Here is a 24,451-nt window from a genome sequence, read left to right as displayed (position 1 = left end):
GACGGTCGCCCTGGACGGTAGCCTTGGGCTGTGCCCCGTCTCTCTGAAGTCATCGCCGAGCTGGACGCTCTCTGGCCGCCCGCGCGGGCCGAGCAGTGGGATGCCGTCGGAACCGTCTGCGGCGACCCCGAAGCCGAGGTCTCCCGCGTGCTGTTCGCCGTGGACCCCGTACAGGAGATCGCCGACGAGGCCCTGCGGCTGGGCGCCGACCTGATCGTCACCCACCACCCGCTCTACCTGCGCGGCACCACCACCGTCGAAGCCGGCACCTCCAAGGGCCGCGTCGTGCACACGCTGATCAAGAACGACATCGCGCTGCACGTCGCCCACACCAACGCCGACACCGCCGACCCCGGGGTGTCCGACGCCCTCGCCGGCGCCCTGGACCTGCGGATCACCGGCCCGCTCGTGCCCGACCCGAGCGACCCGGCGGGCCGCCGCGGCCTCGGCCGGATCTGCGAACTGGACCACCCCGAAACCCTGCGCGAGTTCGCCGGCCGCGCCGCGGCGCGGCTGCCGCAGACCGCCCAGGGCATCCGCGTGGCGGGCGACCCCGACGCGCTCATCCGCACCGTCGCCGTCAGCGGCGGCTCCGGCGACAGCCTCTTCGCCGAGGTCAGGGCCGCCGGCGTGGACGCCTTCCTCACCGCCGACCTGCGCCACCACCCGGTCTCCGAGGCCCGCGAGCAGAGCCCGCTCGCCCTCGTCGACGCCGCGCACTGGGCGACCGAGTGGCCCTGGTGCGAGCAGGCCGCCGCACAGCTCGACGCGATCTCCGAGCGCCGGGGCTGGGGTCTGCGTACCCACGTCTCGCGCACGGTCACCGACCCTTGGACGGCGCACGCGCCGTCCGTGACACCCCCTTCTATCTCTGGAGCCCCCAACTGAACGCCGAGCCCGCCGACCAGATCCGACTTCTCGACATCCAAGACCTGGACGTCCGGCTGTCTCAGCTCGCCCACAAGCGCAAGTCGCTGCCCGAGCACGCCGAGGTCGACTCCCTGACCAAGGATCTGACGCAGCAGCGCGACCTGCTCGTCGCCGCGCAGACCCAGGCGAGCGACGCGGCCCGCGAGCAGACCAAGGCCGAGCAGGACGTCGACCTGGTGCGCCAGCGCGCGGCCCGCGACCAGCAGCGGCTGGACTCCGGCGTCGGCGTCTCCGCCCGCGACCTCGCGAACTTGCAGAACGAGGTCGTCTCCCTCGCCAAGCGCCAGGGAGACCTGGAGGACGTGGTCCTGGAGGTCATGGAGCGCCTGGAGGCGGCGCAGGCGCGGGTCGCCGAGCTGACCGAGCGGGTCTCCGGCCTGGAGGCCAAGGCGGCGGACGCCATCGCACGCCGCGACGCGGCCACCGCCGAGATCGACGCCGAGGTCGCCAAGATCACCAAGGACCGCGAGATCATCGTCGCGTCCATGCCGGCCGACCTGATGGCGCTGTACGAGAAGATCCGCGTCAAGCAGGGCGGCGTCGGCGCCGCGCGCCTCTACCAGCGCCGCTGCGAGGGCTGCCGGCTGGAGCTCGACATGGCGGACGTGAACGAGATCAAGGCCGCCCCGCGCAACCAGGTCGTACGTCACGACAGCTGCGGCCGCATCCTGGTCCGTACGGCCGACTCGGGCATCTGATGCCGCGGTTTGTCGTGGAGGCGGACGGCGGCTCCCGGGGCAACCCGGGGCCCGCCGGCTACGGCGCGGTCATCCTCGACCCGGTGACGGGCGAGACGCTGGCGGAACGCGCGGAGTACCTCGGCGTCGCGACGAACAACGTGGCGGAGTACCGGGGCCTGATCGCCGGGCTCAAGGCCGCCCGCGAACTCGCCCCCGACGCGGTCGTCCTGGTCCGGATGGACTCCAAGCTCGTCGTCGAGCAGATGTCCGGGCGGTGGAAGATCAAGCACCCCGACATGAAGCCGCTCGCGGCCGAGGCCGCCACGATCCTGCCGCGCGCGCAGGTGACGTACGAGTGGATCCCGCGCGAGCGGAACAAGCACGCGGACCGGCTCGCCAACGAGGCGATGGACGCGGGCAGGCGCGGCCGGCCGTGGGAGCCGGCGAACTCCACGGCCGCGCTGGACCACGGGGCCGCCCGCGCCGTGGCCGTCCCGGCGGGTCCGCCGGGGGACGCGGCGGCCGGAGCGGCGGCGGTGCGAGCCGCCCTCGCCGCCGGCCGCAGCGCCCGGGCCGACGAGCCGCCAGCCTTGTTCCCGGCCCCGGAAGCCCTCCGCCCGGACACCGCCCCGGCCACGCCGCGGGCGGCAACGCCGGCCACCGCGCCGACGGGTCAGGCCCCGGCGGGCACCACCCCGGCCGAGCCGAGCGGCACCGCTCCGGCGGGGACCGGCGCCGGCGGTCAGGCCCTGGCGGGCACGGCTTCGGCGGGGACGGCCCCCGCCTCCACCATGCCGAGCGCGACCGTTCCGGCGGGGACCGGCGCCGGCGGGCAGGATCCGACGAGCACGGGCCCGGCCTTGGCCGGGAACGCGCGGAGCGGTACCGCCGCGGGCGGTAGCGGGCCGGGGTGGGGGCCCGATATGGGGACGCCCGCCACCTTCGTGCTGCTGCGGCACGGCGAGACGGCCCTCACCCCGCAGAAGCGTTTCTCCGGCAGTGGCGGCACCGACCCCGAGCTGTCCCCGGTCGGCCGCCGCCAGGCGTCGGCCGTCGCCGAGGCGCTGGCCGCACACGGCACCGTCCAGACGATCATCAGCTCCCCGCTGCGCCGCTGCCGCGAGACCGCCCAGGCCGTCGCCGACCGCCTCGGCCTCGACGTGACCGTCGAAGAAGGCCTGCGCGAGGTGGACTTCGGTGCCTGGGAGGGCCTGACCTTCGCCGAGGTGCGCGAACGCTTCCCCGACGACCTCCAGGCCTGGCTGGACTCCCCGAGGGCGGCACCCACCGGCGGCGGCGAGAGCTTCATGGCCGCCACCCGCCGCATCTCGGCCACCCGCGACCGGCTCCTGGCCGCCCACGCGGGCCGCACGGCCCTGCTCGTCACGCACGTGACCCCGGTCAAGATCCTGGTTCGCCTCGCCCTGGGCGCCCCGCCGGAGTCGCTGTTCCGCATGGAACTCTCGGCCGCCTCGCTCTCGGAAGTGGCCTACTACGCGGACGGCAACGCCTCGCTGCGCCTCCTGAACGACACCTCGCACCTGCGGTAGCGGCGCGGCGGGCCCGGCGACGGGCCCGCTTCGCGCGGTACCCCGAACGGGAGTGGGAGGGGCAGACGAGCCGGCCTGTACGCCGGGTTCTGTCACCCGGTGACCTCACGGTCGCCGGGGAGACGGCCATCCATCTAGGACCGGTGTTGCCACCGGCCTCGTGCGGTCTACCCGCGAACTCGGGCGAGCAGCCCTCAAGCGTCCGCGCAGACCCGTCCGAAAACGGATCCTCTTGACCTTGCTCCGGGTGGGGTTTACCTAGCCGCCTGGGTCACCCCAGGCGCTGGTGGTCTCTTACACCACCGTTTCACCCTTACCGAGGGCCGAAGCCCCCGGCGGTCTGTTTTCTGTGGCACTGTCCCGCGGGTCACCCCGGGTGGGCGTTACCCACCACCCTGCTCTGTGGAGCCCGGACGTTCCTCGGCGGGGTCCGAAGATCCCGACGCGGCCGCCCGGCCGACTCGTCTGCCGTGGTCGCCATGTTACCCGGGGGGACGGCCGCGTTTGACCTTGACGGCGCGGTGCTCAGGCGAGGGCGAAGAGGATCTTCGCCGTGCCGGGATCGGCCTGCGCCAGCCGGACCCGTACGCGCTCGCCCAACGGCAGCTCCCGAGCGGCGGACTCGACGCGGCCGACCACCGCCGGGTCCGCCAGGTGCACCGTCCCGACCAGCGGCTCCCGGTCCTTGACGTCGATCACCGTGGCCTCGAAGGTCTCCCCGACGCGGTCCTGCAGCACGGCGGCCTCGATCAGGTCCACGCACTCGCGCTCGGCCGTGTTGGCCACCCGGGTGCCCGCCGCCATCTCCGCCGGGAGCGCGGCCAGCGCGGAGGTCACCCACCCCGGCGGCTCCGCCCCGGCCACCGCCGCCAGGCACAGCTCGCCGGTGTACCGGTCGACCAGGCGGCGCAGCGGCGCGGTGCAGTGGGCGTACGGGGCCGCCACCGCGGCGTGGATCGCCGGGTCCGGGCTCTCGCCGCCGGTGAAGGCGGTGTAACCGGCGCCGCGCAGCAGGGCCGTGCACTCCTGGAGGAAGGCCGCGTGGGCGGGGTGGCGCGGGTCGAGGGAGCGCACGAGTCCGGCGTACGGGACGTGGTGCGGCCAGTCGCTCCCCAGGGCCGTCGCCGTCCGCCGGAGTTTGCCGACCGCGCCGTCGGGGGCGGTCGGCAGGGTGCGCAGGATGCCGGTCCCGGCGGCGAGCATCAGCTCGGCCGCCGCCATGCCGGTCAGCAGGGAGATCTGCGCGTTCCAGCCCTCCGCCGGCAGGGGGGCGCGGTAGGCCAGGTCGTACGTGCCGTCGCGGGCGACGATCTCCTGCTCGGGCACGTTCAGCGAGATGCCGCCGCGCTCCTGCTCCAGGGCCTCGCGGAGCCGGCCGATGTCCCGGAGGAGGGCGAGGGACTCCGCCGCCGTTCCGGTGTCGATGGCCCGCTGGGCGCCCTCGTAGTCGAACCGGGCCCGGCTGCGGACGAGGGCCCGCCGGACCTCCGTGGACTCGACCCGGCCGTCGGGGTCCAGGTCGAGCCGCCACAGCAGCGCCGGGCAGGTCTGGCCGGGCAGCAGACTCCCCGCGCCCTCCGAGAGCACGGCCGGATGCAGCGGGACCTTCCCGTCGGGGAAGTACAGGGTGGTGACCCGGCGGTGGGCCTCCGCGTCCAGTGGGCCGCCGGGGGTGACGAAGGCGGCGACGTCGGCGATGGCGTAGTGGACGCGGTAGCCGCCGCCGTCCCGTTTCGCCAGGTGCATGGCCTGGTCCAGGTCGACGGAGGTCGGCGGGTCGATGGTGAAGAAGGGGATGTCGGTGGCGTCGGCGTCGGGAAGGCGCGGCGCCCGGGCCGCCCGCTCCGCCTCGGCGATCACCTCGGCAGGGAACTCCCGCGGCACGTCCAGCCTGGCCCGCAGGTCGCGCAGCGCGGCCCGCAGGGCAGCCCCGTCTGCGCCGGTCATGTGCATAGGACGGCGTGGCATGGGCTGAGCCTAGGGCCTCTCGTCGCGGAGGGATGGGGACCACTTCGAGGCGTCTACCCTGGCTCGGGGGCCGCATCCCCCGCGCCGTGTCGTACTGAAGGAGAACCACCGTGCTCGTGCTGCTGCCGCCGTCCGAAGGAAAGGCCGCCGGCGGCTCCGGCGCACCCCTGAAGCCGGAGGCGCTGTCGCTGCCCGGGCTGGCGCCGGCCCGGGCGGCGGTGCTGGAGGAACTGGTCGAGCTGTGCGCGGGCGACGAGCTCAAGGCGCGCGAGGTGCTGGGCCTGAGCGAGGGCCTGCGGGGCGATGTCGCGAAGAACGCGGCTCTCCTCTCGGCGCCGGCCCGCCCGGCGGGCGACATCTACACCGGCGTGCTGTACGACGCCCTGGGGCTGGCCGATCTGCCCCCGGCGGCGCTGGCACGGGCGGAGGACGCGCTGCTGATCTTCTCCGGTCTGTGGGGCGCAGTGCGGATCACCGACCGGATCCCCTCGTACCGCTGCTCGATGGGCGTGAAGCTGCCGGGGCTGGGGGCGCTCGGCGCGTACTGGCGCGAGCCGATGGCGCGGGTGCTGCCCGAGGCGGCGGGTGACGGGCTGGTCCTGGACCTGCGCTCGTCGGCGTACGCGTCCGCGTGGAAGCCGAAGGGCGAGACGGCGGGACGGACGGCGACCGTGCGGGTGCTGCACTCGCAGATGGTGGACGGGGTCGAGAAGCGGTCCGTGGTCAGCCACTTCAACAAGGCGACGAAGGGGCGGCTGGTACGGGACCTGCTGCTGGCCGGGGCCGTGCCGGGGGATCCGGCGGAGCTGGTGGAGGCGCTGAGGGGGTTGGGGCACGTGGTCGAGGCCGAGGCTCCGGCGAAGCCCGGCAAGGCGTGGTCCCTCGACGTGGTCGTGACCCAGGTCCACCACCGCGGCTGACCGTGCCGTCTGTTCGGCCCCGGCCCCGCGCCTCAAACGCCGGCGGGGCTGGGTTTGCGCGCCTCAGCGTCGGCGGGGCTCAAAGACCGGGGCTCCGCCCCGGACCCCGCGCCTCAAACGCCGGCGGGGCTGGATTGGGCGCGCCTCAAACGCCGGCGGGGCTGGGGTGGTCCGCATCAAACGCCGGCGGGGCTGGGTTCGGCGGGGCTGGATTGGCCGCTCGCCTTGCCGGGAGGCTAGAGGCGGCCCAGGGGCCAGGCCACCGCGGCTGGGGTTTGGGCGGAGGAGCCCGCGTACTGGGCGCAGGCGTCCGTCAGGGTCTCCAGCAGGGTGAGGGGATCCGGCAGCGGGTGTTCCATGCCGCGCAGCCACGTCACCGCCTGATCACCGGGCAGGGCCGCCGGCGGGACCAGGACGTAGCTGCCTCGGCAGTGCCAGCGCAGGCCCGGGTGTTCGTCCATCGTCTCGGGGTGGCAGTCCAGCTCGCACGGCCACCACTCGTCCTCGTCCTCGGGGGTGCCGCGGGTGGCCGTGAAGAAGAGCATCCGGGCCTGTTCGCCGGTGCCGCCCGACTCGGCGACCGGGCCGACGTCGATCCCGGCGGCCAGCAGGCGGGCCAGGGCGCCAGTTCCGGCTTCCAGCGGGACGTCCAGGACGTCGTGGACCATCCCGGTGGCGGTGATGAAGTTGGCCTGCGGCTCGTTGCGCGCCCACCGCTCGACCTGTGCGCGGTCGGTGGTCGACTGGGTCTGCCAGGCGAAGGAGAGGGGGTGCCGTGCGGGCGTCGGACAGCCGATCCGGTCGCACGAGCACCGGTAACCGGCGGGATGGGCGGCGGGGGCGAGCGGCAGACCTGCGGCGGCGACGGCCAGGAGGAGCGCTTCGCGCTCTTGGCCGGGATCCTCGGCGGTGGGTTTCTGCCGCCGGCGCAGCCACTGGGAAATCCTGCTCTGCTCGCCGCGTTTGACGCGGCCGGATTCAGACCCCATCTATCCCCTCACCTCACCGACAACCCCGGCAGACCCTCACATGCTCCCACCATCCTGCGCCCCGGGTGACCGGACTCCTCAACCGGGGGGCGGAGGGCGGGTGACACCAAACCACCGCATAGCCCCAGAATCGGTGCACAACTACCCGGTTTGCCGAGGGTCGGCCTCCGGTCGGCGGCCGGGCGGTGACCTTTCACACCCCGTCCGCGCGGCCGCCCCCGCTCGCGCCCCCGCTGGCGACCCCGCCCAGTACCCGGTCGACCAGCGCGTCCGCATACGCGTGCGTCAGCGGCGCCGTCCGCAGCAGCCAGCGGTACGTCAGCGGCCCGAGCAGCATCTCCACCGTCAGCCGGAGATCCGCGTCCTCGGCGATCTGCCCGGCCTCCCGGGCCGAGCGCAACCGCGCCTCGTACAGGGCCAGCTGCGGCTCCAGCAGCTGCTGCGTGAAACGGGCGCCCAGTTCCGGGTCGGTCGCCCCGGCCGCCGTCAGGGCGCGGGCGGGGGCCTCGTACTTCTCGTCGTTGAACTCGTCCACCGTCGCCCGCAGGACGTACTTCAAGTCGGCCGCGAGATCGCCGGTGTCCGGGAAGCCGGTCCACTCGGCCTCCGTCTCCGCGTCACCGGCGAGTGCCAGCGAGGCGTCGAGGAGGACGGCGGCCTTCGACGGCCACCAGCGGTAGATCGTCTGCTTGCCGACACCCGCGCGTGCGGCGATGGCCTCGATGGTCAGCTTGTTGTAGCCGACCTCGCCGACCAGGGCGAGTGCGGCGTCGAGGATGGCCCGCCGGGAGCGGTCGCTGCGCCGGGCCGCGTCCGGACCCTTCCCGGCGGACCCCTTCGCGCCGCTGCCCTTCGCGCCGCTGCCCTTCGCGGCGGCCGCTGGGGGCTGTGCCTTGGCGGGGGGCCGCACGTCTGGACTCCTGCTCATGCTCATGGCACCAACGTACCAACCCGATACGTCTCGTCTTCCGTTGATCGCATAAACCACCCGATCAGTTCACTGTGCTGTCCCCCTCCGAGGAGAGACGATTCTCTCCACACTCGTCCGAGTCGTAAGTCGTGAGGAGCCTTCTTTGCGCAGAGACGCCACACCCCGGCGCTACCTGATGTGCCCACCCGCACACTTCAAGGTCACCTACTCCATCAACCCGTGGATGGATCCCACGAAACCGGTGGACCTGCCCCTCGCACTGGCCCAATGGGAAGACCTCAGGGACCGCTACCGCTCCCTCGGCCACACCGTCGAGACCCTCGTACCGGATCCCGCGCTGCCCGACATGGTCTTCGCCGCGAACGGCGCGCTCGTCGTGGACGGCCGGGTGCTCGGCGCCCGGTTCGCCTACCCGGAACGCGCGGCGGAAGCCGAGATCCACCTCGACTGGTTCCGCGCCCACGGCTTCCAGGACGTTCACGAACCGTCCCACGTCAACGAGGGCGAGGGCGACTTCGCCGTCACCGCCAGCTACCTGCTGGCCGGCCGGGGCTTCCGATCCAGTCCGCTCTCGCACGACGAGGCCCAGGAGTTCTTCGGCCGCCCGGTCATCGGCCTGGACCTGGTGGACCCGCGCTACTACCACCTGGACACGGCGCTCTGCGTCCTCGACGGCGACGAGATCATGTACTACCCGGCCGCCTTCTCGCCCGGCAGCCAGGCCGTGCTGCGGCGCCTGTTCCCGGACGCCCTGCTCGCGGACGGCGAGGACGCGGCGGCCCTCGGGCTGAACGCCGTCTCGGACGGTCGGCACGTGCTGCTCCCGCAGGCGGCCAGCGGGCTGTTCGCGCCGCTGCGGGACCGGGGCTTCGAACCGGTCCCGATGGACCTGGGGGAACTGCTCAAGGGCGGCGGCAGCGTGAAGTGCTGCACCCAGGAGCTGCGCGTTTAGGCGGGCCCGGCACTACGGAGCCGGCGGCCACTCCTGCCCCCAGTCGGCGTCCCGCGCCGCCTTGTAGAGGTCACCGTGGCGCTTCGCCACGGTGGCCCGCATCAGGCCCTCGTCCTCCGGGCCGCACAGGTCCAGCAGGACGAGCCCCTTGCGGATCTGGGGCCTGCGCGTGATCCGGGCGGCGGCGGGGCGTACCGGGAAGCGGGTGGCGGCGACGTAGCTGAACTTCTCGTCCTCGTACGCGAGGGAGCCGCCCTTGACCTGCCGGTGCAGCGAGGAACGGCTGACCCGCGCCGAGAAGTGGCACCAGTCCTGGCCGACCTCGATCGGACAGGTCCCGTCGTGCGGGCACGGGGCCGCGACCCGCAGTCCCGCCGCGATCAGCTGGTCGCGGGCCTCGCGGATGCGCAGGTACCCCTCCGGAGTGCCCGGCTCGATCAGCACCACCGCGCGGCCCGCCCGCGCCGCCTCGGCGACGACCGCCTGCCGGGCCGGGGGAGTCAGCTCGCCCAGGACGTACGAGACGGTCACCAGGTCCGCCTCGGGAAGCGTCAGCCCGGTTCCGATGACCGCCCGCCGCCACTCGGCCGCGCGCAGCACGTCCGAGGCGGAGGCGGCGGCCAGCTCCTTGCCGAGGGTCAGCGCGGGCTCCGCCCAGTCCAGCACCGTCGTCTGGCGCGGGCCGTCCCACGTCGCGTCCACCGCCCAGGTCGCGGCTCCCGTACCGCCGCCCACGTCCACGTGCGAGCCCGGCGCCCACTCCGGGGCCGCCTCCGCGAGGCCGGCCAGGGCGGACCGTACGGCTTCGAAGGTGGCCGGCATCCGGTAGGCGGCGTACGCGGCCACGTCCGAGCGGTCCCGCAGCACGGGCACGTCGGTCGGGGTCTGCCCCCGGTAGCTGGCGATCAGCCGCTCGACGGCGGCCGTGGCCTGCTTGGGCGGCAGCCCGTCGAGCAGCCCGCCGAGCGCGCTGCGGAGAGTCTCGGAGGTCGTGGGGGCGGAGGGGGAGGCGTTCACCTGCAAAGTTTACGGCGCCGGCGCCGACCTCCCCGCCGCCGACCTCCCCGCCGCAGCGGCCGGCCGGTCCGCCGCTCGGCGACGTAGCCCCGGGCCGGGGGATGCCTACGCGGGCGCGGGCTCCCGGGTCTGCCACGGCCGGCACATGCCGAGGAAGCAGCCCACCGACAGCAGCGAGCAGACCAGCTGCACCACCGCCATCGGCACCGCCGTGTCCTCGCCGGCGATCCCGACCAGCGGCGAGGCGATCGCCCCGATCAGGAAGGAGGAGGTGCCGAGCAGCGCGGAGGCCGATCCCGCCGCGTGCGGGGTGCGCATCAGCGCCTGCGCGTTGGTGTTCGGCAGGACCAGGCCCATCGCCGACATCAGCACGAACAGCCCGGCGGCGATCGGGAACAGCCCGACCCTGCCGAACACCCCGGTCGACATCAGCAGCAGCGCCACCGAGGCGAGCGTGATGACGCCGAGCCCGGTGGCCAGGGCCTTGTCCAGGCGGACGCGGCCGACCAGCAGCTTGCCGTTGATCTGCCCGACGATGATCAGGCCGACGGCGTTGAGGCCGAAGAGCAGGCTGAAGGCCTGGGGCGAAGCCCCGTAGATCTCCTGCACCACGAAGGGGGAGGCGGAGATGTACGAGAAGAGCACCGCGAAGGCGAAGCCGCCCGCCAGGGTGTAGCCGGCGAAGACCCGGTCGCCGAGCAGCCCGCGCATGGTGCGCAGGGTGGAGCCGATGCCACCGGTGTGCCGCCGCCCGGGCGGCAGGGTCTCGTCGAGGAAGCGCCAGACGAGGCAGGTGAGCAGGATGCCGACGCCGGTGAGGACGACGAAGACCCCGCGCCAGTCGGCGAAGCGCAGCACCTGGCCGCCGATGAGCGGGGCGATGATCGGGGCGGCCCCGGAGATGAGCATCAGGGTGGAGAAGAAGCGGGCCACCTCCACGCCCTCGTACAGGTCGCGCACGACGGCCCGGGCGATGACGATCGCGCCCGCGCCGGCCAGACCCTGGAGCAGCCGGAAGGCGATCAGCAGTTCGGTGGTCGGGGCGACGGCGCAGATGGCGGTGGCGAGGACGTACAGGGCCATGGCGATCAGCAGGGGCCTGCGGCGGCCCCACTTGTCACTCATCGGGCCGATGACGAGCTGGCCGAGCGCCATGCCGGCGAGGCAGGCGGTGAGGGTGAGCTGAACGGTCGCGGCCGGGCTGTGCAAGGCGGTGGTGACCGCCGGCAGGGCCGGCAGGTACATGTCCATGGACAGCGGGGGGAGGGCGGTGAGCCCGCCGAGTATGAAGGTGACGAGCAGGCCGGTGCGGCGTGCGGCCGTCAGGGGCGCCGGGTCACAGGACGGTGCGGGTGGCGACGCCGGCGGCGCTGCGGGTGACGGTTCGGGTGACGACGCGGACGACGGGTCGGGCGACGAACCGTGTGAGGGAGCCGTCGCGGGGCCTCTCTCCGACATGCGGAACTCCAGTCTTCTCGTCTTCCTCGTGCACCCTGACCGGCCCATGCTCTCAGCTGTCGGAACATCCGGGGCCGCGCGCCCGGTGTGACGTACCCTGCGGCCCCATGAACGAAAGTGGGAAGAAGATCGCCGTGGTGACCGGGGCCGGATCCGGGATCGGCCGCTCCGTGGCCCTGACCCTGGCGGGCGCCGGATGGGCCGTGGCCGTGGCCGGCCGCCGGACGGAGCCGCTGGAGGAGACCGCCAGGGCGGCCGGGGCCGACGCGGACGTCCTGTGCGTACGGACCGACGTGACGGATCCGGACGACGTGACTGCGCTGTTCGAAGCAGCACGGGAGCGGTACGGGCGCCTCGACCTGCTCTTCAACAACGCGGGAACCTTCGGACCCAGCGGAGTGCCGCTGGAGGACATCACCTACGAGGCCTGGCGCTCGGTCGTGGACGTGAACCTGACCGGTGCCTTCCTCTGCGCGCAGGCCGCCTTCCGGCAGATGAAGCGGCAGGCCCCGCAGGGCGGCCGGATCATCAACAACGGCTCCATCTCGGCGCACGTGCCGCGCCCGAACTCGGTGGCCTACACGGCGACCAAGCACGCGATGACCGGCCTGACGAAGTCGCTGTCGCTGGACGGGCGGCCGTACCGGATCGCCTGCGGGCAGATCGACATCGGAAACGCCGCGACCGAGATGACCGAGCGGATGCAGACGGGCATCCTCCAGGCCGACGGCCGCCTGGCGGTGGAGCCGGTGATGGACGCGGCCGACGTGGCGCGGACCGTGCTGCACATGGCCGAACTGCCGCTGGAGGCCAATGTGCAGTTCGCGACCGTCATGGCGACGGCGATGCCGTACATCGGGCGCGGCTGAGCACGCGGCGTGACTGCGCACGCGTGACTGAGCACGCCGGTCGGCCTTGGTGCCACCTCATTGCCAGGCGCGGCGGCCCGGACGATCATGACGGTATGACCAGAACCGATACCGGCAACGGCACCGATGGCGGCGCCGACGACCGCACCGAGGTACTGCGCTACACCGCCTTCTCCCACGACCCGGCCGGCGGCAATCCCGCCGGGGTCGTGCTCGACGCGGCCGGGATGGACGAGGGCCGGATGCTCGCCGTCGCCGCCCGGCTGGGGTACAGCGAGACGGCCTTCCTGACCGCTCCGCCCGAGGGGCTGGGCGGGGAGCGGGGGCGGGCCTTCACCGTGCGGTACTTCAGCCCGAAGGCCGAGGTCCCCTTCTGCGGGCACGCCACCGTGGCCACCGCCGTGGCGCTCGGCGAGCGGATCGGTCCGGGGGAGCTCGTCTTCGCCACCCGCGCGGGGACCGTGCCGGTGACGGTCAGCTCCGAGCGGGGCAGCCTGCGGGCAGTGCTGACCAGCGTCGAGCCCACCGTGTCGGAGATCGCGGAGGACGATCTCGCGGAGGCGCTGGCCGCGCTGGACTGGCCCCGGGCCGACCTCGACCCGGCGTTCCCGCCGCGGATCGCCTACGCCGGAGCCCGGCACCTGGTGCTCGGCGCGGGCAGCCGGGCCCGGCTCGCGGACCTCGCGTACGACTTCCCCCGGCTGGAGGCGCTGATGCGCCGGCTGGACCTCACCACGGTGCAGCTGGTGTACCGGGCGGGGCCGGCGGAATTCCACGTACGCGACCCCTTCCCGGTCGGCGGGGTCGTCGAGGACCCCGCCACGGGAGCCGCCGCGGCCGCCTTCGGGGCCTACGCCCGGGAGCTCGGGCTGGTCCCGGCCGACTCGGTGCTCACCCTCCACCAGGGCGAGGACATGGGCCGCCCGGGGGTGCTGACCGTGGAACTGCGGGCCGGGGACCGGCGGGTGCGGGTCGGTGGTGAGGGCGTACGGATCCCCTGACGAGCCCGTGACGAGCCTCTGACAACACCCTGCCGAGCCCGTGGCGCCGGACGCCCCACAACTGACCCGTGTTTCAATGCCAGCGTGAACGATCTGGACGAGCTGCTGGTCTTCTGCGCGGGTGACGGCCGGTACGGCAACCTGCTCGGTGTCGTCCGCGACGGCCGGACCTGCCCCGACGACGCGTCCCGGCAGGCGCTGGCCGCCCAACTCGGTTACAGCGAGACGGTGTTCGTGGACGACCCCGAGCGCGGAGTCGTGGACATCCGCACCCCCGGTACGCGGATGTCCTTCGCCGGGCATCCGCTCGTCGGGGTCGCCTGGCTGCTGGACATCGAGGAGCTCCGCCCTCCGGCCGGCTCCGTATGGGCGCGTGACGACGGGGAGTTCACCTGGATCACCGCCCGCCCGGAGTGGGTCGAGGGCAAGCGCACCGAGCAGTATGCGAGCGCCGCCGAGGTGGACGCGCTGCCGGCCCCGCCGCCGGGCGAGGGCTGGCTGTACGCCTGGGCCTGGGAGGACGAGGCCGCGGGCCGCGTACGGGCCCGCGGCTTTCCGCGCCGCCCCGACGGGGTGATCACCGAGGACGAGGCCACCGGCTCGGCGGCGATCCTCCTGACGGCCGAGCTCAACCGCGCCCTGAACATCACCCAGGGCGCGGGCTCCCAGATCCTCACCGCCCCCGGACCGGACGGGACGGTCGACATCGGGGGCCGCGTCCGCTTCGCCCCGAGGCCCTGATTTCCGCGGTCGGCGGTCCGCGGTCGGCGGTCGGCGGTCGGCGGTGGAGCGCAGGGAACTACGCGCTCAGCGGGAACTCCTCACCCAGCTCGCGGAAGACCGCGCCGTTGAAGTCGAAGGCGCGCTTGCACTCGTCGATGATGCGCTGCTTCTCCAGGTCGTCCGCGGCGATCGCGTCCAGCAGCTCCCGGTAAGTCCGCTTGAAGGCGGCCGGGTTGGAGATGTCGGCGAAGACGTAGAAGCGGACGCCGTCGCCCTTGCGTTCGAAGCCCCAGGTGCGTTCGGCCTTGTCCCGGATGATCTGGCCGCCCGAGAGGTCGCCCAGGTAGCGGGTGTAGTGGTGGGCGACGTATCCGCCGGGCCACTCGGCGGCGCATTCGGCCACACGGGCGGCGTACGCCTCGGTCGCGGGCAGCACCACCACGGTCTCGCGCCAGTGCGGCCCCCGCAGGTGCGCCAAGTCGCGCTCGATCTCGGTGAGGCGCATCAGCTCCGGCCGGATGAAAGGCCCGGCCACCGGGTCGTCCTGGAGGGACTCGGCCGCCTCCTCCAGTGCCCGGTACACGAACCACAGCTGCTCGGTGTAGCGCGCGTACGCTTCCACGCCGAGCCGCCCACCGAGCAGATCGCTCATGAAGGTCGAAGTCTCGGCCTCGGTGTGCTGCTCGTGCGACGCGACGCGGATCACCGTGGAGAAGGCATCCAAGACGAACCTCCCAGAAGAGGAATCAGGCGTGACGGCATCGCCGCCACACTTGATCCTCCCGCTTAGGCATACCTAAGTCAATGTGATCCCGACGCCTTGTCGGTAAAAAGACGGTCAGGGCAGGGTCAGGATCTCCGCGCCGGTGTCCGTGACCACCAGCGTGTGTTCGAACTGCGCCGTGCGCTTGCGGTCCTTCGTGACGACCGTCCAGCCGTCCTCCCACATGTCGTACTCGTGGGTGCCCAGCGTGAGCATCGGTTCGATGGTGAAGGTCATGCCGGGCTCCATGACCGTGGTGGCGTGCGGGCTGTCGTAGTGCGGGACGATCAGGCCGGAGTGGAAGGACGAGTTGATCCCGTGGCCGGTGAAGTCCCGGACCACGCCGTAGCCGAAGCGCTTGGCGTACGACTCGATGACCCGGCCGATGACGTTGATCTGGCGGCCCGGCTTGACGGCCTTGATGGCACGGTTCAGCGCCTCGCGGGTGCGCTCCACCAGGAGCTTCGACTCCTCGTCGACCTCCCCGCACAGGTAGGTGGCGTTGTTGTCGCCGTGGACGCCGCCGATGTACGCGGTCACGTCGAGGTTCACGATGTCGCCGTCGCGCAGGACGGTGGAATCGGGGATGCCGTGGCAGATGACCTCGTTGACCGAGGAGCACAGCGACTTCGGATAGCCCCGGTAGCCCAGCGTCGACGGATAGGCGCCGTGGTCGCACATGTAGGCGTGGGCGACCCGGTCCAGCTCATCGGTGGTCACCCCCGGCGCGATCAGCTTGGCGGCCTCCTCCATCGCCCGGGCGGCGATGCGGCCGGCGATGCGCATGGCTTCGATGGTCTCGGCCGACTGCACCTCCGGCCCGGTGTACGGAGTGGGCGCGGGCTTGCCCACGTACTCGGGGCGGCGGATGTTTCCGGGAACGGAACGGGCGGGGGAGAGCTCGCCTGGTACGAGCAGCGACTGGCCGGACATGCAAGCGAGTGTATCCAGCGGCGATGGGGCAGCATGGCGGCAGAGAGCCGTATCGAGAGGAGCCCGACGACGATGGCCTTGTTCAAGAAGCGCCAGGTGGGCAAACCGGGCGAGTGGTACTACTGCCTGGTCCACAAGAAGGTCGAAGAGGGCCCCGAGTGCCCGGCCAAGGACCGCTTCGGTCCGTACGGGAGCCGCGAGGAAGCCAACCGCGCCATGGAGACGGCGCAGGAGCGCAACCTGGAATGGCAGAACGACCCCAAGTGGAACGACAAGTCCCGCGAGGAGGACGAGGGCACGCCGGGCGCCCCCGGCTCCACGGTCTAGCCTCTGGGCCCGGGTCCCGGTGAGGGCCCGGCCCCGGTCCGCCGCTGGCCCGCCCCTCTTCACCAGCGGCTCGGCGGCGGGGAGGCCAGCAGATCGGCCAGCCGCGCCAGCCGGTCCCGGAACCGGCGAGGACCGCGCTGGACCGGCAGGCCGTTCTCCCCGGCCGCCGCGCTGACCAGGTGCTGCACGGTGTCCAGATCCAGTTCCGCGGTCGCCGGGGCCACCGACAGCGCGTCGTGCGCCAGCATGCGCAGATCCGCGTCCCCGCCGTCCAGGGACAGTACGGTCGCCCCCGCCCGCCGGGCGTCGTGCACCCGCTCCAGGAGCCCCTCGCCCGGCTGCTCCGGGGCCACCACCAGCAGCGTGTGTTGCCGCCGGGCCGCCTCCAGCCGGCTCAGCCCCACCGACAGGTGCGGCGGCTCCCCGGGCAGCACGCGGTGGCGTACCAGCGTCGGTGCCAGCTCCGGCAGACCCGACCAGGCGGCCTCGTCCACCAGATGCGCCGCGAGATGCCACGGCTCGTACTGCTCGGTCCCGACCAGCAGCAGATTCCCGCCGGCCGGTACGACGGAACGCCGCAGTGAGCCGGCGAAGCGGCGCGTGGCATCCGGCCAGTGCGTACCGGCGAGTACCTCGCGCAGTAGCGCGACCCTCACGGCATCCATATCGGCATCCTGCACCATGGAAGGGACATACGGGAGCGGTTCCCCGGGCCTGCGCCCGTCCGGGGGCACCGCCACGGGCGCGCCTGATCGGCTCCCGTCGGCCTGACCCGCCCGGTCGCCGGGCACGGGCCCACAGCCGCGTCCCCGTCGCGTCCCCGTCGCGTCCCCGTCCCCCCGGCGGATCCCTTGCGCGGGGCCCGGAGTTACCCTCTGCCCCATGACCTCCACAGACAGCACGCAGACGCCGCCGGCCGCCAAGGCGCCGGCCAAGGATCCGTGGGACCTCCCGGACGTCTCCGGCCTCGTCGTCGGCGTCCTCGGCGGCACCGGGGACCAGGGCCGGGGGCTGGCCTACCGGCTCGCCCGGGCCGGCCAGAAGGTGATCATCGGCTCCCGCGCCGCCGACCGGGCCCGCGCCGCCGCCGCCGAGCTGGGACTGGGCGTGGAGGGCGCGGACAACGCCGAATGCGCTCGCCGCAGCGACATCGTCATCGTCGCGGTGCCGTGGGAGGGCCACGCCAAGACGCTCGAAACGCTGCGCGAGGACCTGGCGGGCAAGCTCGTGGTGGACTGCGTCAACCCCCTGGGCTTCGACAAGCAGGGCGCGTACGCCCTCCAGGTCGAGGAGGGCAGCGCGGCGCAGCAGGCCGCCGCCCTGCTCCCGGACTCCCGCGTCACGGCGGCCTTCCACCACCTCTCGGCGGTCCTCCTCCAGGACGAGTCGATCGCCGAGATCGACACCGACGTCATGGTCCTCGGAGAGGCCCGCGCGGACACGGACGTGGTCCAGGCCCTGGCGGCGCGGATCCCGGGCATGCGCGGCGTCTTCGCGGGCCGGCTCCGCAACGCCCACCAGGTCGAGGCCCTCGTCGCCAATCTGATCTCCGCCAACCGCCGTTACAAGGCCCACGCGGGCCTGCGCGTCACGGACGTCTGAGCCGCGCGGCCGCCCGGCGCCGTTTCCTTACGGGAGCATTGCGGGGCATGGGGGACACTGGACGGGATCGACCCCTTTCCGTGTTCCCGAGGAGCTCTTCCCATGCCCCGCCTTGCCGTCTTCGCCGTAGTCGTCTGCGCCCTCGCCGTGGCCGCGGCCGTCGTCGCCTTCGTGGAGGGCAGCTTCCTCGGGATCGTGTGGGTCCTGCTGGCCGGTGTCACGTCCAACATGGCCTGGTACTACGTGCGCAAGGCGAAGGCCGACAAGGCCGGCGAGGCCGGGCGCCGCGCGTAAGCCGCACAGGCGCCGACCACAAGGACCTACGACGCACGGGCACGACGCACGGACCTACGGCGCACGGGCCTACGGCGCAGCGGACTACGACGCCGGGAGCGCGCAGATGCCCTCGGCGTCCAGCCAGAAGCGGTAGAGCTCGCGACCGCAGTAGGTCTCCAGGTCCGACACGCCCAGCGAGGACACCAGACCGCGCACCACGTCGAAGAAGAACCCGTTGACCTCCGGGATCCACAGCAGGGCGAAGACGGCGATCAGCCCGAACGGCGCCAGCGGCGCGAGCTCGCTTCGCACCCGGTGCGAGAGCCAGGGCTCGATGACCCCGTAGCCGTCGAGGCCCGGTACCGGGAGGAAGTTCAAGATCGCCGCCGAGACCTGGAGCAGCGCCAGGAAGGCGAGCGCGAAACGGAACGGCCGCGGGACCCCGTCCAGGGCGTCCAGCCAGAACGGCGCAGTGCAGACGACGGCGAAGGCCACATTGGTCAGCGGGCCCGCCGCCGAGATGAGGCTGTGCTGCCACCGGCTCCGGATCCGGTCCCGTTCGATGTACACCGCGCCGCCGGGCAGGCCCAGCCCGCCCAGGATCACGAAGAGCACCGGCAGGACGATGCTGAGCAGCGCGTGCGTGTACTTGAGCGGGTTCAGCGTCAGGTAGCCCTTCGCGCCGACCGACAGGTCGCCGCTGTGCAGGGCCGTACGGGCATGCGCGTACTCGTGCAGGCAGAGCGACACGATCCAGGCCGATGTGACGAAGAGGAACACGGCGAGCCCGAGGCTCGTCGAGTAGTCCGTCCACACGGCCCAGCCGGTCACCGCCATGATCGCGACGATGCCGAGGAATACGGAACTGATCCGCCGCTCACCGCGGCTGCCCTGATGACCCATGCGGCGAAACCTATCCCGGGGCCTGTACGGAAATCGGTTCGGGTCCGGGCCCGGGGCCGGTGACAATGGGCCGGTGCGTTACGCGATCCTCGGTACGGCCCAGGCCCTTCGCGACGACGGGAGCCCGATCCCCGTCGGCGGAGCGCGCCTGCGCGCGCTGCTGACCGCGCTCGCGGTGCGGCCGGGGCGGGTGGTCCCGGCGCACCTGCTGGTCGCCGACGTGTGGGACGGCGCCCCGCCGGCCGACGCGCCGGGCGCCCTGCAGGCACTCGTGGCCAGGCTGCGGCGGGCCCTCGGGCACGCCTCCGTGCGCTCCGCCGAGGGCGGCTACCTGCTCGCCGCCGAGCGCGAGGACATCGACCTGTACCGCTTCGAACGGCTGGCGCGGGCCGGGGGCGCGGCGCTGGCCGCCGGGGAGGCGGCCGAGGCCACCGCCCTGTACGACGAGGCCCTCGCGCTCTGGCGCGGGCCCGCCCTGGCGGATCTGCCGGACCGCAGTGCGCGGGCCGCGCGCTGGGAGGCCGTACGGGTCGACGCGCGCCGGGGCCGGCTGACCGCGGACCTCGCGCTGGGCCGGGCGCAGGCCGCCCTGCCGGAGCTGACCGCACTGTGCGCACAGCTGCCGCTGGACGAGCCGTTGCAGGCCCTGCGCATCCGGGCGCTGCGCGACGCGGGCCGGGCGGCGGAGGCGCTGGCCGCGTACGAAGGCGTGCGCCGGACCTGGCCGCCCGCCTGGGCACGGACCCGGGACCGGCCCTGCGCGCCCTCCACACGCAGCTCCTCGCCCCGGCCGCCGACCCCGGGCCGGCCGCACGCCTGCCCGCCGCCGGCCCCGCCCCCGTACATGAACCCGCCCCCGTACCGGAACCCGCTGCCGCCCCGGCGCCCGCGCCCGCACCCGCCCGGCCGTCCGGCGCCACCGGGCGCCCGCACCCGGCCGCCGCCGCGCCTCAGCCCGCCTCGCCCCAGGCGCCGCCCCCGGCGGGCGCCGCCGCGAGCGGCCCGGGGGGCCGCGTACCGCCCGGCCAGGGCGGCGGCGCGGCGCTCGGGAACCTGCGGGCCCGGCTCACCACCTTCGTCGGGCGGGAGGACGACATCCGGCTCATCGGGGACGACCTCGCGCGGGCGCGGCTCGTCACCCTGCTCGGGCCCGGCGGGGCCGGCAAGACGCGGTTGTCGCAGGAGGCCGCCGAGGCGCATGCCGGGGCCGCGTGGCCCGACGGGGTGTGGTTCGTCGAGCTCGCCCCCGTGGACGACCCGGACGATGTCGCCGAAGCCGCGCTCGTCGCGCTGGGCGCGCGGGAGACCAAGCTGCGCGGCGCCTCCGCCGAGGAGATGCGGGCGCTGACCGACCGCGGCGGGGACGCCCCCCTCGACCGGCTCGCGGAACACTGCGCACGGCGGCGGCTCCTGCTGCTGCTCGACAACTGCGAGCACGTCATCGGCGCGGCCGCCGAGCTCGCCGAGCGGATCCTGACCCACTGCCCCGGCGTCCAGATCCTCGCGACCAGCCGGGAGCCCCTCGGCGTGCCGGGGGAGTCCCTGCGGCCCGTCGAACCGCTGCCCGACCCGGTGGCGCTGCGGCTCCTGGGCGACCGCGGCGCCGCCGCCCGGCCCGGATTCACCGTCGCCGAGGATCCGGCCGCCGCCGCGGAGATCTGCCGCCGCCTCGACGGCCTGCCGCTCGCCATCGAGCTGGCCGCCGCCCGGCTGCGCCTCCTCACCCCGCGCCAGATCGCCGCCCGGCTGGACGACCGCTTCCGCCTGCTGACCAGCGGCGCCCGTACGGTGCTGCCCCGTCAGCAGACCCTGCGCGCCGTCGTGGACTGGTCCTGGGACCTCCTCGACGAGCCCGAGCGCACCGTCCTGCGCCGCCTCTCCGTCTTCGCCGGCGGCTGTGACCTCGCCGCCGCCGAGACGGTGTGCGCGGACGAGCGCGGACTCGACGTCGCCGACTGCGCCGACATCCTCGGGTCCCTCGTGGACAAGTCCCTGGTCGTCGCCGCCCCCGCCGCTGACGGCTCCGGCATGCGCTACCGCCTCCTGGAGACGGTCGGCGAGTACGCCGCCGAGCGGCTCGCGGAGGCCGACGGCGACCGCGAGGCCACCGAGCGCCGCCACCTCGTGCACTACCGCGAATTCGCCCGGACCACCGAACCCCTGCTGCGCGGCCACCGGCAGCGGGCGGCAACCGAGCGGTTCGCCACCGAGTACGAGAACCTCCGTACCGCCCTGCGCCGGGCCGTCGCCGCCCGGGACGCCGGCGAAGTGCTGTGCCTCGTCCACTCGTTGGGCTGGTACTGGCAGATGCACGACCTGCGCAGTGAGTCCCGGCACTGGTCGGCGGCCGCCGCGGCGCTCGGCCCGGACCCCTTCGCCGCGACACCCGTCGTCCCCGCCGAGCCCGTCTACGAGCGCATCATCGACACGCCCCCGCCCTACACCGGCGAGCTGCTCACCGAGGCCTGGCGCGGCATCCAGCTGATCCGGCTGGCCGCCCGCGACCAGAACAGCGGCGACTGGGACAGCCCCGAGGTCCGCGCCCAGATCGACGGCGTGCTCGCCGCCTACCGGCCGGGGCTCCCGCAGACCTGCCGGGCCCCCGCGGGCCTCTGGGTCTACGCCGTCATGATCGCGGGAGATGCCGCACTGCTCCAGCACGTCGCGGACGAGACCGTCGCCACCGCCCGCGCGCTGGGCTACCGCTGGGAGCTCGCCTCGGCGCTCCAGCTGCGCGCCAACATCCTGGCCAACCGTGCCGACTGGGCGGGCGACGCCTCCCGCGACGCCGAGGAGAGCCTGTCGCTCTTCCGGGCCCTCGGCGACGACTGGGGCTGCGCCGAGGCGCTCGCCGCCCGCGCGGAAGCACGAGAGAGGCGCGGTCGTTACGCGGCGGCCACCGAGGACTACCGCGCGGCGATCGAGCACGCCGAACGGCTGGGCGCCAAGGGCCAGGTGACCGTACTGCGCGTGCGGATGGCCGGGACCCTCACCGAGAACGGCCAGATCGAGGAGGCCGAGGAGATCCTCCGGGAGACCGTGTCCACCCTGCAGAGGTACGGCAGCGAGGCGCTGCCCGCCGCCCGGATGTTCCTGGCCGTCATCCTGGGCCGCACCGGCCGGACCCCCGAGGCGCGCGCCGAACTCCAGGCGATGCGCGACGAGTTCGCCTTCGGAGCCTTCGCCATCTTCGACGGGTTCCTGCTCGGCACGATGGCGTGGCTGGACAACCAGGAGGGCAGGTACGAGGACGCGCGGGCGCTGCTGCGCCGGGCCGCGGCGACCGCTCAGGATCCCCTCGCGCTGATGGTCGCCCCGCAGCAGCCCGCCGTGTACCTGCTGGCGGCGGCCGTCTCCCTCGTCTCGCTCGGCGGGGCGCGGCGCGAGTACGACGGCGCCCGGCTGCTCGGCGCCTACCGGGCCCACCTGCCGCCCCGGCACTTCCCCGTGACCACGGAACGCGAGGACTGCGCCCGGGCCGAGAAGCTGGCGCGCGCCGCCCTCGGCGACGCGGCGTACGAGGCCGCGTACGCCGCGGGCGGCGGCCTCGCGCTGGCGGAGGCCACCGCCCTGATCTGAACCGACCGCCGGGGACCAGGTCCCCCGGGCCCGGACCGCAGAGCCCGGACCGCAGCGCCAGGCCCGGGCCCGTGCGGAACGGGCCCGGCGGACCCGGTCCGGATCAGGTCTTCTGGCGGAACTTGCGGACCGCGAGCGGCATCGTGACCGCCGTGATGGCCAGCGACCAGCCCAGGGTCATCCACACCGAGTGTCCGACCGGACCGCCGTTGATCAGGCCGCGGGCGGCGTCGGCGAGGTTGGACAGCGGGTTGTAGTCCGTGAAGGACTGCAGCCAGCCGGGCATGGTCGACGGCGGGGCGAAGATCGAGCTGCCGAACTGCAGCGGCATCAGGACCAGCATCGCCATGCCCTGGACAGCCTGCGCGGTCTTCATGGTCAGACCGAGCAGGATGAAGATCCACATCAGCGAGGCGCCGAAGACGGCCGACAGCCCGATGGCGAAGAACAGGTCCAGCACCGAGGTCTTGATCGACAGCCCGAGCAGGAAGCCCACGCAGAGCAGGATGGTGATGGCGACGAGCATCCGGCCGATCTCGACCACGATCTTCGCGAGGAGCACCGAGGACCGGGCGATGGGCATGGACCGGAAGCGGTCCATGACGCCCTTCTTGAAGTCGTCGTTGACGCCGGTGCCGACCGCCATGGCGATGTTCATGCCCATCATGACCATGAGGCCCGGCACGACGTAGTTCACGTAGGCGGCCTGGTTGCCCTTGCCGGAGATCGCGCCGCCGAAGACGAAGACGAACAGCAGCGTGAAGATGATCGGCATGAACAGGACGTCGAACATCGACTCCGGGTCCTGCTTGATCTGCAGGGCGTTGCGGCGCACCAGGGCGCCGATGTGCCGCAGATTGCCCCGCAGGCCGATCCGTCCCTCACCGGGCGCAGCGGCCGAGGCGTCCGGCGGTGCCGGGGAGGCCGCGGTATCGGTGGGCTTCGTCGTGGTTGCGGTGCTCATGCCGCGACCCCCTCGGTCTGCTCGGCGGAAACGGACTCCTCGGCGGAGGCGGGCTTGTGGCCCGTGATGGACAGGAACACCTCGTCCAGGCTGGGCAGGTAGGTGCCCAGGTCGGCGATGGCGTACCCGCGGGCGGCCAGCAGACCGACCACGGCGGTCAGCTGCTCGTCGCTCAGGATCGGGACCAGCAGCACGCCCTCGTCCGCCAGCGTCTGGGAACCGGCCACGCCGTCGAGCCCCGCCTCCGCCAGCGAGCGCGCCATGCCCGGCAGATCGGACGCGGCGGCGGGGCGGATCCTCAGGGTCCGTCCGCCGACGCGGGCCTTCAGCTCATCGACCTTGCCGTTGGCGATGACCTTGCCGCGGTCGATGACCGTCAGCTCGTCGGCGAGCTGTTCCGCCTCCTCCATGTACTGGGTGGTGAGCAGGACGGTGGCCCCTTCGGCGACCATCCGCTTCACCTCTTCCCACACCTCGTTGCGCGTGCGGGGGTCCAGACCGGTGGTCGGTTCGTCCAGGTAGAGGACGGCCGGGCGGCCGATCATGGAGGCGGCCAGGTCGAGCCGGCGGCGCATACCGCCGGAGTAGTGCATCGCGGCCTTCTTGGCGGCCTCGGTGAGCGAGAACCGCTCCAGGAGCTCGTCGGCGCGCGAGCGGGCGTCCTTGCGCGACAGGTCGAGCAGCCGGCCGATCATGTAGAGGTTCTCCCAGCCGGAGAGCTTCTCGTCCACCGAGGCGTACTGGCCGGTCAGGCCTATCGTGCGGCGCAGCTGCCGCGGCTGGCGGACCACGTCGTAACCGGCGACGGTCGCCGTCCCGGCGTCCGGGACGATCAGGGTGGACAGGCACCGCACGAGGGTCGTCTTGCCCGCGCCATTGGGCCCGAGGACCCCGAGGACGGTCCCCTCGCGGACGTCCAGGTCCACACCGTCCAGTGCTTTGGTCTCGCCGTAGTGCTTGACCAGCCCCCGGACCTCCACGGCGTGCGGGCCGCGCAGGGGCTTCGTGTCGTTTCGCGTCATGCCCCCCATAGGAGCATCCGCCACTGACAAAGCACCGACAGGCGGCCGACAGCAGGCCGACGGCAAGCCGACAGCCTGCCGGCACGGATGCCGG

At 73.5% G+C, this 24,451-nt stretch carries 22 protein-coding genes, 1 other RNA gene and 1 pseudogene; 12 read left to right on the top strand and 12 right to left on the bottom strand.

Annotated elements, in window-relative coordinates:
* The first annotated feature begins 30 nt into the window (after positions 1 to 30).
* From ACWDX7_RS07155 to ACWDX7_RS07145, 3 genes are read left to right on the top strand one after another with little or no spacing between them, the layout of a single operon-like run.
* Positions 31 to 888 carry a Nif3-like dinuclear metal center hexameric protein gene (locus ACWDX7_RS07155; RefSeq protein WP_451491124.1) on the top strand — a complete coding sequence of 286 codons (858 nt, stop codon included), beginning with the start codon at positions 31 to 33 and terminating at the stop codon, positions 886 to 888.
* On the top strand, positions 885 to 1,628 hold the full coding sequence (locus ACWDX7_RS07150) for a zinc ribbon domain-containing protein (RefSeq protein WP_451491202.1): 744 nt from the start codon (positions 885 to 887) through the stop codon (positions 1,626 to 1,628). The genes ACWDX7_RS07155 and ACWDX7_RS07150 overlap by 4 nt, the downstream gene beginning before the upstream one ends.
* Entirely contained in the window at positions 1,628 to 3,160 is a 1,533-nt protein-coding gene (locus ACWDX7_RS07145) for a bifunctional RNase H/acid phosphatase (protein ID WP_451491125.1), read from the top strand. The genes ACWDX7_RS07150 and ACWDX7_RS07145 overlap by 1 nt, the downstream gene beginning before the upstream one ends.
* Before the next feature lie 62 nt (positions 3,161 to 3,222).
* On the opposite strand, the gene rnpB is transcribed toward ACWDX7_RS07145, so the two are convergent.
* An RNA gene (rnpB, locus tag ACWDX7_RS07140) (RNase P RNA component class A) lies at positions 3,223 to 3,624 on the bottom strand.
* Positions 3,625 to 3,685: 61 nt separating this feature from the next.
* Positions 3,686 to 5,128, bottom strand: coding sequence for an RNB domain-containing ribonuclease (locus ACWDX7_RS07135; RefSeq protein WP_451491126.1), 1,443 nt, complete (start codon positions 5,126 to 5,128; stop codon positions 3,686 to 3,688).
* Between the two features lie 110 nt (positions 5,129 to 5,238).
* Between ACWDX7_RS07135 and yaaA the strand changes: the two genes are divergently transcribed.
* The gene (yaaA, locus tag ACWDX7_RS07130; RefSeq protein ID WP_451491127.1) at positions 5,239 to 6,048 is read left to right on the top strand and encodes a peroxide stress protein YaaA; all 810 of its coding nucleotides are present in this window, start codon (positions 5,239 to 5,241) and stop codon (positions 6,046 to 6,048) included.
* Positions 6,049 to 6,284: 236 nt separating this feature from the next.
* On the opposite strand, the gene ACWDX7_RS07125 is transcribed toward yaaA, so the two are convergent.
* Complete coding sequence (locus tag ACWDX7_RS07125; protein WP_451491128.1) at positions 6,285 to 7,037, bottom strand: bifunctional DNA primase/polymerase; 753 nt, start codon at positions 7,035 to 7,037, stop codon at positions 6,285 to 6,287.
* Between the two features lie 193 nt (positions 7,038 to 7,230).
* Positions 7,231 to 7,971: a TetR/AcrR family transcriptional regulator gene (locus tag ACWDX7_RS07120; protein ID WP_451491129.1), complete on the bottom strand. Its 741-nt coding sequence runs from the start codon at positions 7,969 to 7,971 to the stop codon at positions 7,231 to 7,233.
* 139 nt (positions 7,972 to 8,110) lie between these two features.
* Here ACWDX7_RS07120 and ddaH point away from each other — a divergent pair, with 139 nt between their 5' ends.
* Positions 8,111 to 8,920 (top strand): dimethylargininase, encoded by an 810-nt coding sequence (ddaH, locus tag ACWDX7_RS07115; RefSeq protein WP_451491130.1) that lies wholly within the window; start codon positions 8,111 to 8,113, stop codon positions 8,918 to 8,920.
* Between the two features lie 12 nt (positions 8,921 to 8,932).
* Here ddaH and ACWDX7_RS07110 read toward each other — a convergent pair whose 3' ends face one another.
* Both ACWDX7_RS07110 and ACWDX7_RS07105 read right to left on the bottom strand, forming a co-directional pair.
* On the bottom strand, positions 8,933 to 9,937 hold the full coding sequence (locus ACWDX7_RS07110) for a small ribosomal subunit Rsm22 family protein (RefSeq protein ID WP_451491131.1): 1,005 nt from the start codon (positions 9,935 to 9,937) through the stop codon (positions 8,933 to 8,935).
* 105 nt (positions 9,938 to 10,042) lie between these two features.
* Positions 10,043 to 11,395, bottom strand: a complete 1,353-nt coding sequence (locus ACWDX7_RS07105) for a multidrug effflux MFS transporter (RefSeq protein ID WP_451491132.1) — start codon at positions 11,393 to 11,395, stop codon at positions 10,043 to 10,045.
* Between the two features lie 107 nt (positions 11,396 to 11,502).
* Between ACWDX7_RS07105 and ACWDX7_RS07100 the strand changes: the two genes are divergently transcribed.
* The 3 genes from ACWDX7_RS07100 (at position 11,503) to ACWDX7_RS07090 (ending at position 14,006) form a co-directional block, all read left to right on the top strand.
* Positions 11,503 to 12,264, top strand: coding sequence for an SDR family oxidoreductase (locus tag ACWDX7_RS07100; RefSeq protein WP_451491133.1), 762 nt, complete (start codon positions 11,503 to 11,505; stop codon positions 12,262 to 12,264).
* Positions 12,265 to 12,359: 95 nt separating this feature from the next.
* A complete protein-coding gene (locus tag ACWDX7_RS07095; protein WP_451491134.1) occupies positions 12,360 to 13,265 on the top strand; it encodes a PhzF family phenazine biosynthesis protein in 906 nt (301 codons plus the stop codon).
* Positions 13,266 to 13,349: 84 nt separating this feature from the next.
* Positions 13,350 to 14,006: a PhzF family phenazine biosynthesis protein gene (locus ACWDX7_RS07090; protein WP_451491135.1), complete on the top strand. Its 657-nt coding sequence runs from the start codon at positions 13,350 to 13,352 to the stop codon at positions 14,004 to 14,006.
* 58 nt (positions 14,007 to 14,064) lie between these two features.
* Here the strand turns inward: ACWDX7_RS07090 and ACWDX7_RS07085 are convergent, their stop codons facing one another.
* Both ACWDX7_RS07085 and map read right to left on the bottom strand, forming a co-directional pair.
* Positions 14,065 to 14,712, bottom strand: coding sequence for a biliverdin-producing heme oxygenase (locus ACWDX7_RS07085; RefSeq protein ID WP_451491136.1), 648 nt, complete (start codon positions 14,710 to 14,712; stop codon positions 14,065 to 14,067).
* Positions 14,713 to 14,826: 114 nt separating this feature from the next.
* Complete coding sequence (gene map, locus ACWDX7_RS07080; RefSeq protein WP_451491137.1) at positions 14,827 to 15,684, bottom strand: type I methionyl aminopeptidase; 858 nt, start codon at positions 15,682 to 15,684, stop codon at positions 14,827 to 14,829.
* Between the two features lie 72 nt (positions 15,685 to 15,756).
* Here map and ACWDX7_RS07075 point away from each other — a divergent pair, with 72 nt between their 5' ends.
* A complete protein-coding gene (locus tag ACWDX7_RS07075) occupies positions 15,757 to 16,011 on the top strand; it encodes a hypothetical protein (protein WP_451491138.1) in 255 nt (84 codons plus the stop codon).
* A gap of 59 nt (positions 16,012 to 16,070) precedes the next feature.
* Here the strand turns inward: ACWDX7_RS07075 and ACWDX7_RS07070 are convergent, their stop codons facing one another.
* Entirely contained in the window at positions 16,071 to 16,676 is a 606-nt protein-coding gene (locus ACWDX7_RS07070) for a hypothetical protein (RefSeq protein WP_451491139.1), read from the bottom strand.
* Between the two features lie 217 nt (positions 16,677 to 16,893).
* On the opposite strand from ACWDX7_RS07070, the gene npdG reads away from it, so the two are divergent.
* Both npdG and ACWDX7_RS07060 read left to right on the top strand, forming a co-directional pair.
* Positions 16,894 to 17,613 carry an NADPH-dependent F420 reductase gene (gene npdG, locus ACWDX7_RS07065; RefSeq protein WP_451491140.1) on the top strand — a complete coding sequence of 240 codons (720 nt, stop codon included), beginning with the start codon at positions 16,894 to 16,896 and terminating at the stop codon, positions 17,611 to 17,613.
* Between the two features lie 102 nt (positions 17,614 to 17,715).
* On the top strand, positions 17,716 to 17,907 hold the full coding sequence (locus ACWDX7_RS07060; protein WP_451491141.1) for a hypothetical protein: 192 nt from the start codon (positions 17,716 to 17,718) through the stop codon (positions 17,905 to 17,907).
* Positions 17,908 to 17,991: 84 nt separating this feature from the next.
* Here ACWDX7_RS07060 and ACWDX7_RS07055 read toward each other — a convergent pair whose 3' ends face one another.
* Positions 17,992 to 18,792: a site-2 protease family protein gene (locus tag ACWDX7_RS07055; RefSeq protein ID WP_451491142.1), complete on the bottom strand. Its 801-nt coding sequence runs from the start codon at positions 18,790 to 18,792 to the stop codon at positions 17,992 to 17,994.
* A gap of 73 nt (positions 18,793 to 18,865) precedes the next feature.
* Here ACWDX7_RS07055 and ACWDX7_RS07050 point away from each other — a divergent pair.
* Positions 18,866 to 22,371 (top strand): annotated as a pseudogene (locus tag ACWDX7_RS07050) (AfsR/SARP family transcriptional regulator).
* Positions 22,372 to 22,474: 103 nt separating this feature from the next.
* Here ACWDX7_RS07050 and ACWDX7_RS07045 read toward each other — a convergent pair.
* Positions 22,475 to 23,335 (bottom strand): ABC transporter permease, encoded by an 861-nt coding sequence (locus tag ACWDX7_RS07045; RefSeq protein WP_451491143.1) that lies wholly within the window; start codon positions 23,333 to 23,335, stop codon positions 22,475 to 22,477.
* Positions 23,332 to 24,366 carry an ATP-binding cassette domain-containing protein gene (locus ACWDX7_RS07040; RefSeq protein WP_451491144.1) on the bottom strand — a complete coding sequence of 345 codons (1,035 nt, stop codon included), beginning with the start codon at positions 24,364 to 24,366 and terminating at the stop codon, positions 23,332 to 23,334. The genes ACWDX7_RS07045 and ACWDX7_RS07040 overlap by 4 nt, the downstream gene beginning before the upstream one ends.
* Positions 24,367 to 24,451: the final 85 nt, after the last annotated feature.

Source organism: Streptomyces sp. NPDC003034, from assembly GCF_053591375.1.
Note: the sequence above shows the minus strand (reverse complement) of the source record. Positions and strands in the feature narration are given on the sequence as shown.